The 12599-nt window shown below is 57.4% G+C and carries 9 protein-coding genes; 3 read left to right on the forward strand and 6 right to left on the reverse strand.

Features of this window, described 5'->3' with window-relative positions; genetic code table 11:
• Window positions 1-117: 117 nt before the first annotated feature.
• The 6 genes from folK to thpR form a co-directional block, all read right to left on the reverse strand.
• Window positions 118-597, reverse strand: coding sequence for a 2-amino-4-hydroxy-6-hydroxymethyldihydropteridine diphosphokinase (gene folK / locus NI40_RS03740; RefSeq protein ID WP_033144656.1), 480 nt, complete (start codon window positions 595-597; stop codon window positions 118-120).
• Window positions 594-1991, reverse strand: coding sequence for a polynucleotide adenylyltransferase PcnB (gene pcnB, locus NI40_RS03745; protein ID WP_072162357.1), 1398 nt, complete (start codon window positions 1989-1991; stop codon window positions 594-596). Before pcnB ends, folK begins: the two co-directional genes overlap by 4 nt.
• A gap of 42 nt (window positions 1992-2033) precedes the next feature.
• Entirely contained in the window at window positions 2034-2924 is an 891-nt protein-coding gene (gluQRS, locus tag NI40_RS03750) for a tRNA glutamyl-Q(34) synthetase GluQRS (protein ID WP_039260767.1), read from the reverse strand.
• 59 nt (window positions 2925-2983) lie between these two features.
• Window positions 2984-3439 carry an RNA polymerase-binding protein DksA gene (gene dksA / locus NI40_RS03755; protein WP_001155232.1) on the reverse strand — a complete coding sequence of 152 codons (456 nt, stop codon included), beginning with the start codon at window positions 3437-3439 and terminating at the stop codon, window positions 2984-2986.
• A gap of 176 nt (window positions 3440-3615) precedes the next feature.
• The gene (gene sfsA, locus NI40_RS03760) at window positions 3616-4320 is read right to left on the reverse strand and encodes a DNA/RNA nuclease SfsA (protein ID WP_039260626.1); all 705 of its coding nucleotides are present in this window, start codon (window positions 4318-4320) and stop codon (window positions 3616-3618) included.
• A complete protein-coding gene (thpR, locus tag NI40_RS03765) occupies window positions 4310-4864 on the reverse strand; it encodes an RNA 2',3'-cyclic phosphodiesterase (protein ID WP_033144659.1) in 555 nt (184 codons plus the stop codon). The genes sfsA and thpR overlap by 11 nt, the downstream gene beginning before the upstream one ends.
• A gap of 73 nt (window positions 4865-4937) precedes the next feature.
• On the opposite strand from thpR, the gene hrpB reads away from it, so the two are divergent.
• From hrpB to fhuA, 3 genes are all read left to right on the forward strand, one after another.
• Entirely contained in the window at window positions 4938-7367 is a 2430-nt protein-coding gene (hrpB, locus tag NI40_RS03770) for an ATP-dependent helicase HrpB (protein WP_039260624.1), read from the forward strand.
• A 188-nt stretch (window positions 7368-7555) separates the two neighbouring features.
• Entirely contained in the window at window positions 7556-10081 is a 2526-nt protein-coding gene (gene mrcB / locus NI40_RS03775; RefSeq protein WP_029741214.1) for a bifunctional glycosyl transferase/transpeptidase, read from the forward strand.
• Between the two features lie 235 nt (window positions 10082-10316).
• A complete protein-coding gene (fhuA, locus tag NI40_RS03780) occupies window positions 10317-12566 on the forward strand; it encodes a ferrichrome porin FhuA (RefSeq protein WP_039260621.1) in 2250 nt (749 codons plus the stop codon).
• The last annotated feature ends 33 nt before the right edge of the window (window positions 12567-12599 follow it).

Consider the following 12599-nt stretch of genomic DNA (forward strand, 5'->3'; position numbering starts at 1 on the left):
TCCTGATAGCCCAAAAGCGAATCTTTGCGCATTCTAACAGTAACATTCGGGGGAACAATGATTTTAGGTAACCGATTAGCCACAATTATTTTGAGGTTAATCGGCAGGGGAACCGGATCACCAGCGGGCGGGTCTTTCCGCGTTGAGGTTGTCCAGAATGGTCCTGAGTGGGATGCCATCCGGGAAGATGAGATCGGGGGCGACTTCAAACAGCGGCCAGAGCATAAACCCGCGGTTTTTCATGTCGTAATGCGGAACGGTGAGACGTTCAGTGTTAATGGTTTCGTGACCAAACAGCATAATGTCGAGGTCCAGCGTGCGCGGTCCCCAGCGCTCGGCTTTGCGTACGCGTCCCTGCTGCAGTTCGATGCGCTGGGTGTTATCCAGCAGCGTTTCGGCATCAAGGGCAGTTTCCAGCACCACGGCGGCATTGAGATAATCAGGCTGATCCTGCGGGCCCAGCGGCGGCGTGCGGTAGAAAGAGGAGACCGCCACGATCTTGCTTTGCGGGATCTCCCCCAGCGCCTGTACGGCAGCGTTCACCTGCTCCAGCGGAGAGGCTAAATTGCTGCCGATGGCGATATACGCGAGGGTCATGCTGTCCCTTCACGACGCGGCGCGCGTTTGCGCGGACGGCGATGGCGGCGACGCGGTTCCGGCTCTTCATCCAGCCCGGTGAGCATATCTTTTTGCTCCGGCGGTGCGGAAACCTGGAATTCGGCCCACCACTGCGCCAGGCGCTGCAGCTCCTGGTTGCGTTCAATTTCAGCACGCAGCGACAGCAGATCGAAGGCGGCGCGGAATTTTGGATGCTCCATCAGCTTCCAGGCGCGTTTGCCCTGACGACGGGACATGCGCAGCTGAAGCTGCCAGATATCGCGCACCAGCGTGGTAATGCGTTTTGGAATAGCGAGCGTACGGCATCCTTCGTCCAGCACGTCGTTTGCGGCCAGCGCGAAGGCGTCATAGTAGGCAAGCCCGCTCTCCTGGGTAATTCGCTGGGCCGTTTCCAGCAGCGGATACCAGAACATCGCCGCAAACAGGAACGCCGGATTGACGCGCATGTCGTTGCGAATACGGGTATCGGTATTTTTCAGCACCTGCGCAATCATCCGCTCCATTGGGCTGTCACCGCTTTCGGTGAAGTAGCGGGTAATGGTCGGGAAGAGGGGCTGGAACAGGTTGTATTCGCGCAGCAGGTTGTAGGTTTCAAAGCCGTGGCCAGCCTGCAGCAGCTTCAGCGCCTCTTCAAACAGGCGGGCAGGCGGCACGTCGTTAATCAGCGTCGCCAGGCGCGGAATCGGCTCTGCCGTTTCCGGGCTGATGCGCATATTGAGCTTGGCGGCGAAACGCACGGCGCGCAGCATACGCACGGGATCTTCGCGATAGCGCGTTTCCGGCGTGCCGATCAGACGGATCAGACCTTCTTTCAGGTCCTGCATGCCGCCGACGTAATCGCGCACAGTGAAATCCGCCACGCTGTAATAAAGGCTGTTGATGGTGAAGTCACGACGCTGGGCATCTTCTTCGATAGAGCCGAAGATATTGTCGCGCAGCAGCATGCCGTTCTGGCCGCGCTGTGACGTGGTGCGATCGGATGCGCCCGCTTCGTGGTGGCCGCGGAAGGTCGCCACTTCGATAATTTCCGGGCCAAACATCACGTGAGCCAGACGGAAACGGCGGCCAACGAGACGGCAGTTGCGGAATAATTTGCGCACCTGCTCAGGCGTGGCGCTGGTCGTCACGTCGAAATCTTTTGGTTTTTTGCCCAGCAGTAAATCACGCACTCCACCGCCCACGAGATAGGCCTCGTAGCCCGCTTTATTCAGACGATAGAGCACCTTGAGGGCATTTTCACTGATATCTTTGCGGGAAATAGTGTGCTGCTCACGCGGAATAACCGACATGTGTGGCTGTGCAATAGCATCGTTCGCCATGCTCTCTTCGCGGCTTAGCACTTTACGGCAAAAATTAGCGACTCGGGTAAAAATGGTACACCTCGTAGTGTGTTTTGTTATGAAAAAAGCGGCTAATCATAGCTCAGCGCAACGCATTTGAGAATGCTGGATTTTTGGCACTGCCGCGAGCGTCCAGTTGGCAACGGCCATTTTCAGCAGTTCGTCAATACGCAGATCCTGCCATTCGTTGGTTACATTCTGGTTGAGAAATCGCAGCGCGTCGATCAAAACAGGACGCGGATCGCCGTCTGGCAGGGCCGGGGCGTGGTTCTGCTTTGACAATTTAAAGCCCTGCGCATTGACCGCCAGCGGCAGATGAATGTAGTCCGGGGCCGTCCAGCCAAACTGGCGATACAGCGATATTTGTCGCACGGTCGGCTCGACCAGATCCGCCCCGCGCACAATTTCCGTCACGCCCTGGAAACGATCGTCGACGACCACCGCCAGGTTATAGGCAAACAGGCCGTCACGGCGGTGAATAATAAAATCCTCACGCGCCAGACGTTCATCGGCATGAATCTCACCGGAGAGGAGATCGGTAAAGCGCGTCACCGGGGAGCGCTGCTTTATACGTACGGCGGCATTTTCCGGGGGAAGATTAAGCGTGCGGCAGTGGCCGTCATAGACCCCTCCCACGCTCTGGATACGCGCGCGGGTGCAGGTGCAGTTATATGAAAGCCCCCGATCGCGAAGCCAGGCCAGACGTTCCCGATAGGCATCGTGACGTTTTGACTGCCAGAGCACCTCGTCATCCCAGTGAAGACCGTAATGTTCCAGCTGACGCAGAATAGTGTCTGCAGCACCGGGAACTTCACGAGGAGGGTCAATATCTTCAATGCGTACGAGCCATTTTCCCAGGCGGGCGCGAGCCTGCAGGTAGCTGCCGAGCGCGGCAATCAATGAGCCGAAGTGTAATTCACCGGAAGGAGATGGCGCGAAGCGCCCAATATAGTGTGATTCAGACATATCAACAGTAACAAGGCGGGAGAGACTCCCGCCTTTGGAGTGTGTAAACAGCGCTGGTATTAACCGGCCATCTGTTTTTCGCGGATTTCGGCCAGCGTTTTACAGTCGATGCACAGATCGGCGGTTGGACGCGCTTCCAGGCGACGAATACCGATTTCAACACCGCAGGATTCGCAGTAGCCAAAATCTTCGTCTTCGACTTTTTTCAGCGTTTTCTCGATCTTTTTGATCAGTTTGCGTTCGCGGTCACGGTTACGCAGTTCGAGGCTGAACTCTTCTTCCTGAGCGGCACGGTCTACCGGATCCGGGAAGTTGGCAGCTTCATCCTGCATATGAGTAACGGTGCGATCGACTTCATCCCTGAGTTGATTACGCCATGCTTCAAGAATACGCTTGAAGTGCGACAGCTGGGCTTCGTTCATATACTCTTCGCCCGGCTTCTCTTGATACGGCTCCACCCCAGCGATGGCGAGAATACTCAGGGACGATGTTTTACGGTTTTGCCCTTCTTGCATGTTGCTTCTCCTTAACACGCACTATCGATCCCCGTGTTGGGGGAAAAATCAGGTCGCTATAAATAGCAGATGCTTTTCCGTAAGGCAATTATCTAAACGTAACACTTGACAAGCCTGTGAGGAAAAGCGTATTTGCGCACGCGGCCAGAACACTTATTCGACAATCGTCTAATCCCTTACAAGACAATGGGAAGAGAGGATCTCAGAGTCATATTATCGGCAGAAAGTTCCGCTTTATAAGCGAAAACCTCTACCCCCTGCTTTTGTGCCTCATTCAACAATTGCGCGTATTTAGGATCAATATGGCGGGCAGGGGAGAAACGTTCAATGGCTGAATGCAACACCGCAAACAGCAATACGGCGCGTTTGCCCGCCGCCGCAACACTCATTAGCTCTCGCAGATGCTTCTGGCCACGCAGCGTTACCGCATCCGGGAAGTAGCCATTTTCCTGTTCCGCTAACGTCACTGATTTTACTTCAATATAGCACTCGGGCCTGTCTTCCGCCTGTAACATGAAGTCAATTCTGCTGCCTTCATCGCCATATTTCACTTCACTTTTATGCGTGCCATATCCCACCAGTTCGGGAATGGCGCCAAGGGTCAGCGCTTCCTTAACCAGCTGATTTGCGCGCTGGGTATTAACGCAAATAAATGCCCCGTTTTGGGTTTCGGTCACTTCCCAGGTATGGGCATATTTGCGTTTACTATTTTCTGAAGTGGAATACCAGACCCTGTCACCCGGCGTCGCACACCCCGTCATGGCGCCGGTATTGGGGCAGTGCAGGGTGAGCTGAACCCCTTCGGGGGTGATCACGTCGGCGAGGAAGCGTTTGTAGCGTTGGATAAGCGTAGCGTGTTGCAGGGGAGGACTAAACTTCATCAGAATTCCTTTCGGTGTTGCCCAGCGTCCAGCGCTGTAGCGGCGTATAGCGGGTGCGTCCCTGTGCAAAGACGGATTCGTAAAGCGCGAATGCGTTGACCGGAAAGGCCCAGTGAAAACCCGGCGGCGGGATAGCAACGGCCTGACCGGCATCGCGCAGCAGCGTGATATGTGGATGAAACGGCTGTGGGCTCTGATAACAGCCGCTGCGCGCCGCCTGGGCGCGCAGCATATTCGCCAGCTGCAATAATCCGCGCGGCGGCTGGCGCGTTCCCAGCCACACCACGCGCGAACGCGGCCACTGGCCCGCGTCGTCGAGGTGCAGCGTAAATTCCGGCTGGGCAATACGCCCGGCCATTGCGGCTAACGCCCGCTGTTTTTCGGCACTGACGTCGCCCAAAAAGGCCAGCGTCAGGTGCAGGTTGGCCGCCGCGACAGGGCGGCCCGCTTCCGGCGAAAAGCAATCGGCGCGCCAGCGAACAATTTGACGCTGTATGGTGGTGGGCAATTCAATGGCAAAAAACAGCCGTTTCGACTCAGGCATACGGAGGACTCGGTAATGATATGCGCCGATGCTACAATGTACGCCGACTAATGTTAACCCTCTGGAGCTGTTAGTGTCCTCATTGCCGGTCGCCGTCATTCTTCCTGAGCTTCTCGCTGCCTTACACCATTCCCCACAGGTTTTGCTGAATGCCCCTACGGGCGCGGGCAAGTCCACCTGGCTGCCGCTGCAGATTCTGAAAGACGGAAATATCCGCGGGAAAATTATCCTACTGGAGCCGCGCAGGCTGGCCGCGCGCAACGTGGCGCAGCGTCTGGCGGAGCTGCTGAATGAAAAACCGGGCGAAACGGTAGGTTACAGGATGCGTGCCGAGACCTGCGTTGGCCCGACAACGCGTCTTGAAGTGGTCACCGAGGGTATTCTCACCCGCATGCTGCAAAACGATCCGGAGCTGACCGGCGTCGGGCTGGTGATCCTCGATGAGTTCCACGAGCGCAGCCTGCAGGCGGATCTGGCCCTCGCGCTGTTGCTGGACGTGCAGCAGGGGCTACGCGACGATCTCCGGCTGCTTATTATGTCGGCCACGCTGGATAACGAGCGGCTACGACAGGCATTACCCGATGCGCCGGTCATCAGCTCGGAAGGGCGGGCGTTTCCGGTTGAACGCCGCTATCAGCCGCTTCCCTCCCACCAGCGTTTTGACGAGGCCGTCGCCATTGCCACCGCTGAGCTGCTGCGCCAGGAAGCCGGTTCCCTGCTGCTGTTTTTACCCGGCGTGGGCGAAATCCAGCGCGTGCAGGAGCAGCTTTCTACCCGCGTAAGCGGCGACGTGCTGCTTTGCCCGCTCTACGGCGCGTTGTCGCTACAGGATCAGCGTAAAGCGATTGATCCCGCACCGGCGGGGCAGCGCAAGGTGGTGCTGGCAACCAACATTGCTGAAACCAGTTTGACCATTGAAGGGATTCGCCTGGTGGTGGATAGCGCGCAGGAGCGGGTGGCAAGCTTTGACCCTCGTACCGGGCTGACTAAACTCCTGACGCAGCGCATCAGCCAGGCGTCGATGGTGCAGCGCGCGGGCCGCGCGGGGCGTCTTGAGCCGGGCATCTGCCTGCATTTGACCAGCGCGGAACAGGCTGAACGCGCTGCACAGCAAAGCACGCCGGAAATTTTACAAAGCGATTTGTCTGGTCTGGTGATGGACCTGCTCCAGTGGGGCTGCCCGAACCCTGAGCAGCTCACCTGGCTTAATCCTCCTCCTGTCGTAAACCTCACCGCTGCGCGCACGTTGCTGACCCAGCTTGGCGCGCTGGAAGGCGAGCGTCTGACGGCGCGCGGCCAGAAAATGGCGGCGCTGGGCAACGATCCGCGTCTGGCCGCGATGCTGGTGGCCGCGCAAGGGGATGATGAAATTGCCACGGCGGCAAAACTGGCGGCTATTCTTGAGGAGCCGCCTCGCGGTGGCAGCAGCGATCTGGGGCAGGCGTTTTCGCGCAGCCAGGGTAACTGGCAGCAGCGGGCGCAGCAGCTGGGTAAACGCCTGAATAGCCGGGGAGGAGCGCCTGACAGCGACAAGATTGCCTTCCTGCTGGCCCAGGCTTTCCCGGACAGGATTGCGCGTCGGCGCGGGCTGGACGGTCGCTACCAGCTGGCAAACGGCATGGGGGCGATGCTGGACAGCGATGATGCGCTGACGCGTCACGAATGGCTGATCGCCCCGCTGTTGCTGCAGGGCAGCCATTCTCCGGATGCGCGTATCCTGCTGGCGATAGCCGTAGAGATTGACGCCCTTACGCGTGCCTGTCCGCAGCTGCTTCAGCAATCTGATACCGTGGAATGGGATGACGCCCAGGGCACGCTGAAGGCCTTTCGTCGCAGCCAGATTGGCAAGTTGACGCTTGGGACGAAGCCGCTGGCGAAGCCGTCGGAAGACGAGCTTCATCAGGCGATGCTGAACGGTATTCGGGAAAAAGGGCTGAGCGCCCTGAACTGGACGCCGGAAGCGGAGCAGTACCGCATTCGTCTGCACTGCGCCGCGAAGTGGCTACCGGAATACGGTTGGCCTGCGGTGGATGACGAGACGCTGCTCGCTACGCTTGAGCGCTGGCTACTGCCGCAAATGAGCGGCGTACACTCTCTGCGAGCCCTTAAGGCGCTTGATGTTAAGACCGCGTTACAGAATTTACTGGACTGGTCATTACGTCAACGTCTGGATAGTGAACTGCCAGGGCATTACACTGTGCCGACCGGAAGCCGGATTGCCATCCGTTATCATGAGGATAATCCGCCGGCGCTGGCGGTTCGGATGCAGGAGATGTTTGGTGAAGCCACCACGCCGTCCATTGCGGAAGGGCGTGTGCCGTTAGTGCTTGAGCTGCTGTCGCCTGCGCATCGTCCATTACAAATCACCCGAGATTTGGGAGCGTTCTGGGCGGGAAGCTACCGTGAAGTGCAAAAAGAGATGAAGGGGCGATATCCCAAACATGTCTGGCCGGACGATCCGGCGAATACGGCGCCGACGCGGCGAACGAAGAAATATTCGTAGGTTAGGTGAAAGAGGGAGTGCGGCCTGATGCCCTCACCCCGGCCCTCTCCCACGGGGAGAGGGAGAAAACACTAAAGACTTTCCTGACAGGAAAGTCTTGCTGTTTATTTTGAGAGATTTCTTCTTTCACAGGCCTGTGAAAGAAAAGAAAATCTGGCCTTTGCGCCTGAAAGTTGCGGAGAAAAAGCATGGCGGGGAATGACCGCGAGCCAATAGGACGTAAGGGAAAACCAACGCGTCCGGCGAAAGAAAAGGTAAGCCGTCGTCGCCTCAGAGATGAGGACTATGACGATGACTATGAAGACGATTATGAGGATGAAGAACCGATGCCGCGTAATGGAAAAGGCAAAGGGCGTAAGCCTCGGGGCAAGCGCGGCTGGTTCTGGCTGCTGCTGAAGCTGTTTATTGTTTTTGTTGTCCTGATGGCGATTTACGGCGTGTATCTGGATCAGAAGATCCGCAGCCGTATCGACGGTAAAGTCTGGCAGCTCCCTGCGGCAGTGTATGGCCGTATGGTGAACCTTGAGCCAGATATGTCCATCACCAAGAACGAGATGGTTAAACTGCTGGAAGCCACCCAGTATCGTCAGGTATCAAAAATGACGCGGCCTGGCGAATTTACCGTGCAGTCCAACAGCATTGAGATGATTCGTCGTCCGTTTGATTTCCCGGACAGCAAAGAGGGGCAGGTGCGCGCGCGTCTGACCTTTGACGGCGATCGTCTGGACACCATCGAGAACATGGATAACAACCGTCAGTTCGGTTTCTTCCGTCTCGATCCGCGTCTGATCACCATGCTTTCGTCAGCAAACGGCGAGCAGCGCCTGTTCGTGGCGCGTAACGGCTTCCCGGATCTGCTGGTTGATACCCTGCTGGCAACCGAAGACCGTCACTTCTACGAGCACGATGGCATCAGCCTCTACTCGATTGGCCGTGCGGTACTGGCTAACCTGACTGCCGGTCGCACCGTGCAGGGAGCGAGTACGCTGACCCAGCAGCTGGTGAAAAACCTGTTCCTCTCCAGCGAACGCTCTTACTGGCGTAAAGCGAACGAAGCCTACATGGCCGTGCTGATGGATGCGCGCTACAGCAAGGATCGTATCCTTGAGCTGTACATGAACGAGGTGTACCTCGGTCAGAGCGGCGATAACGAAATCCGCGGCTTCCCGCTGGCGAGCCTGTACTACTTTGGTCGCCCGGTAGAAGAGCTGAGCCTGGACCAGCAGGCGCTGCTGGTGGGCATGGTGAAAGGGGCGTCCATTTATAACCCGTGGCGTAACCCGAAACTGGCGCTGGAGCGTCGTAACCTCGTTCTGCGTCTGCTGCAACAGCAGCAGGTGATTGACCAGGAGCTGTACGACATGCTGAGCGCGCGTCCGCTGGGCGTTCAGCCGCGCGGCGGCGTGATTTCGCCTCAGCCTGCGTTTATGCAGCTGGTGCGTCAGGAGCTGCAAAGCAAGCTCGGTGATAAGGTCAAAGATCTCTCCGGCGTGAAGATCTTCACCACCTTTGACTCCGTGGCGCAGGATGCGGCCGAAAAAGCGGCTGTGGAAGGCATTCCGGCGCTGAAGAAACAGCGTAAGCTCTCCGATCTTGAAACCGCGATGGTGGTGGTTGACCGTAACACTGGCGAAGTGCGCGCGATGGTGGGCGGGGCCGAGCCGCAGTTTGCAGGCTACAACCGTGCGATGCAGGCGCGTCGCTCAATCGGCTCTCTGGCAAAACCGGCAACCTACCTCACAGCCCTGAGCCAGCCAAATCAGTATCGCCTGAATACCTGGATTGCGGATGCGCCGATCTCCCTGCGCCAGCCTAACGGCCAGGTCTGGTCACCGCAGAACGATGATAAACAGTTCAGCGGCCAGGTCATGCTGGTGGATGCGTTGACCCGTTCCATGAACGTGCCAACGGTGAACCTGGGCATGTCGCTGGGACTGCCGGCGATTGTCGATACCTGGCAAAAACTGGGCGTGTCGAAAGATCAGCTGCACCCGGTGCCGGCGATGATCCTCGGCGCGCTTAACCTGACGCCGATCGAAGTGGCGCAGGCGTTCCAGACCATTGCCAGCGGGGGCAACCGCGCGCCGCTGTCTGCCCTGCGCTCAGTGATTGCCGAAGATGGTTCCGTGCTTTATCAGAGCTTCCCGCAGGCGGAGCGTGCCGTTCCCGCTCAGGCCGCCTATATGACGCTGTGGACGATGCAGCAGGTCGTGCAGCGCGGTACCGGCCGTCAGCTGGGCGCGAAGTATCCGGGTCTGCATCTGGCGGGTAAAACCGGGACCACCAACAACAACGTCGATACCTGGTTCGCCGGTATTGATGGCCGTGAAGTGGTGATCACCTGGGTAGGCCGCGACAACAACCAGCCGACCAAGCTGTACGGCGCGAGCGGGGCGATGTCGATTTACCAGCGCTATCTGGCGAATCAGTCTCCTGTGCCGCTGAATCTGGTTGCGCCGGAAGATATCGTCGATATGGGCGTGGACAGCTCCGGTAACTTCGTCTGCGGCGGCGGGATGCGTACGCTGCCTGTCTGGACCGCAAATCCGGACTCGCTGTGCCAGCAAAGCCAGCCAGAACAGCCAACGGGTAACCCGTTCGACCAGTCTTCTCAGCCACAGCAGCCGCAGCAGCAACAGCCGCAGCAGCAGAATGAGAAGAAAGACAGCGACGGTGTCGCGGGCTGGATTAAAGACATGTTCGGCGGTAACTAAGCTTTTAAAGCCCTCTTCCCTGGAAGGGGGCTTTTTTTACCCGTAAACCTCATTTCGTTAACTCTCGCTTTAACTCTGATTAACCCTTCGTTTTCTCTTGATGATTTCTTAAACCCTTAATTCTCATAGGGCCGCTTACTGCTTGCTATGCAACCAGCGTTTCGCATATTATTCTGGCGCTCATAATAATAATTCTCGTTTACGTTATCATTAACTTTCACATCAGAGATTCAACATGGCGCTTTCCAATACTGCTCAGCCAATGAACACGTCGCTGCGTAAGCTCGCGGTCGTCGTCGCCACAGCGGTTGCCGGCATGTCTGCGTATGCTCACGCGGCCGAAACCCCGAAAAAAGAAGAAACCATTACGGTTACCGCAGCACCTGCGGCACAGGAAAGTGCCTGGGGGCCTGCTGCGACCATCGCCGCACGGCAATCCGCGACCGGAACCAAAACGGATACCCCTATTCAAAAGGTTCCGCAGTCTATTTCTGTGGTCACTGCCGAAGAGATGGCGCTGCATCAGCCGCGCTCGGTGAAAGAAGCCCTGAGCTACACGCCGGGCGTTGCGGTAGGCACGCGCGGCGCGTCTAACACCTATGACTATTTGATCATTCGCGGCTTCGCGGCCGATGGCCAGACGCAGAATAACTACCTCGACGGCATGAAAATGCAGGGGAACTTCTATAACGACGCGGTGATTGATCCTTATATGCTGGAGCGCGCCGAGATCATGCGCGGTCCGGTTTCCGTTCTGTACGGCAAAAGCAGCCCGGGCGGTTTGCTGAACATGGTCAGTAAGCGCCCAACAACCGAGCCGCTGAAAGAGATCCAGTTCAAAGTCGGCACGGATAGCCTGTTGCAGACCGGGTTCGACTTTAGCGATGCGATCGACGACGACGGCGTTTACTCTTATCGCTTAACGGGCGTTGCGCGTTCTAATAACGCTCAGCAGGAGCGTGCGGAAGAGCAGCGTTACGCCATCGCGCCATCGTTCTCCTGGCGTCCGGATGATAAAACCACCTTCACGTTCCTCTCCTACTTCCAGAACGAGCCTGAAACGGGCTACTACGGCTGGCTGCCAAAAGAGGGAACGGTTGAGCCGCTGCCGAACGGCGATCGTCTGCCGACGAACTTCAACGAAGGCGCGAAGAACAATACCTATTCCCGTAACCAGAAAATGGTGGGATATAGCTTCGACCACGAGTTCAACGATACCTTTACCGTGCGTCAGAACCTGCGCTTTGCCGAGAACAAAACCTCGCAAAACAGCGTATATGGTTATGGCGTCTGTACCGATCCGGCAAACAGCGGCAACAAACAGTGTGCCGCGTTAGCGCCATCGGACAAAGGCCATTATCTGGCGCGTAAATACGTTGTCGATAACGAAAAGCTGCAGAACTTTACCGTTGATACCCAGCTGCAGAGCAAATTCTCAACCGGCGAGGTGGACCACGTCCTGCTGACCGGCGTTGACTTTATGCGCATGCGGAATGACATCAACTCCTGGTTCGGTTACGACGACTCTGTTCCGCTGCTGGATCTCTACAACCCGGTGAACAGCGATTTTGATTTCGGCTCAAAAGATCCCGCGACCTCCGGCCCATATCAGATCCTCAACCGTCAGAAACAGACGGGGCTGTACGTTCAGGATCAGGCGCAGTGGGATAAAGTGCTGGTAACCCTGGGCGGCCGTTATGACTGGGCCGATCAGGAATCCTACAACCGCGTGACGAACACCACCTCCAAACGTGATGATACCCAGTTCACCTGGCGCGGTGGCGTTAACTATCTGTTTGATAACGGTGTAACTCCGTACTTTAGCTACAGCGAATCGTTTGAACCGGCTTCGCAGACCGATGCCCAGGGCAAGCTGTTCTCCCCGTCTAAAGGCAAACAGTACGAAGCGGGCGTGAAATACGTGCCGAACGATCGTCCGATCGTCGTCACCGGTGCGTTGTACCAGCTGACCAAAACCAACAACCTGATGGCGGACCCGGCGGGCTCCTTCTTCTCGGTTCAGGGCGGTGAAATCCGCGCGCGTGGCGTAGAACTGGAAGCGAAAGCGGCCCTGTCTGCAAGCGTCAACCTGGTGGGTTCTTATACCTATACCGATGCGGAATACACCACGGACACCACCTACAAAGGCAACACGCCTGCTCAGGTGCCAAAACACATGGCATCGTTGTGGGGCGATTACACCCTGTTTGACGGTGCGCTGTCGGGTCTGACGCTGGGTACCGGCGTTCGTTACACGGGCTCAAGCTATGGCGATCCGGCGAACTCCTTCAAGGTGGGCAGCTACACCGTTGTCGATGCGCTGGTCAGATACGATCTGGCACGCGTTGGCATGGCGGGCTCAAACGTGGCGCTGCACGTGAACAACCTGTTCGATCGTGAGTACGTTGCCAGCTGCTTCAATACCTACGGCTGCTTCTGGGGTGCTGAACGTCAGATTGTTGCCACCGCGACCTTCCGCTTCTAATCTCTCTTCGGGCACGGTTCGCCGTGCCCTTTT

Origin of the sequence: Enterobacter sp. E20, assembly GCF_000801755.2 — a bacterium.
GTDB classification, from domain to species: Bacteria; Pseudomonadota; Gammaproteobacteria; order Enterobacterales; family Enterobacteriaceae; genus Enterobacter; species Enterobacter asburiae_B.

Coding starts and splice junctions, on each gene's coding strand:
- fhuA (WP_039260621.1), top strand. CDS start 10,317: ATGGCGCTTTCCAATACTGCTCAGCCAATGAACACGTCGCTGCGTAAG.
- dksA (WP_001155232.1), bottom strand. CDS start 3,439: ATGCAAGAAGGGCAAAACCGTAAAACATCGTCCCTGAGTATTCTCGCC.
- mrcB (WP_029741214.1), top strand. CDS start 7,556: ATGGCGGGGAATGACCGCGAGCCAATAGGACGTAAGGGAAAACCAACG.
- gluQRS (WP_039260767.1), bottom strand. CDS start 2,924: ATGTCTGAATCACACTATATTGGGCGCTTCGCGCCATCTCCTTCCGGT.
- sfsA (WP_039260626.1), bottom strand. CDS start 4,320: ATGAAGTTTAGTCCTCCCCTGCAACACGCTACGCTTATCCAACGCTAC.
- folK (WP_033144656.1), bottom strand. CDS start 597: ATGACCCTCGCGTATATCGCCATCGGCAGCAATTTAGCCTCTCCGCTG.
- thpR (WP_033144659.1), bottom strand. CDS start 4,864: ATGCCTGAGTCGAAACGGCTGTTTTTTGCCATTGAATTGCCCACCACC.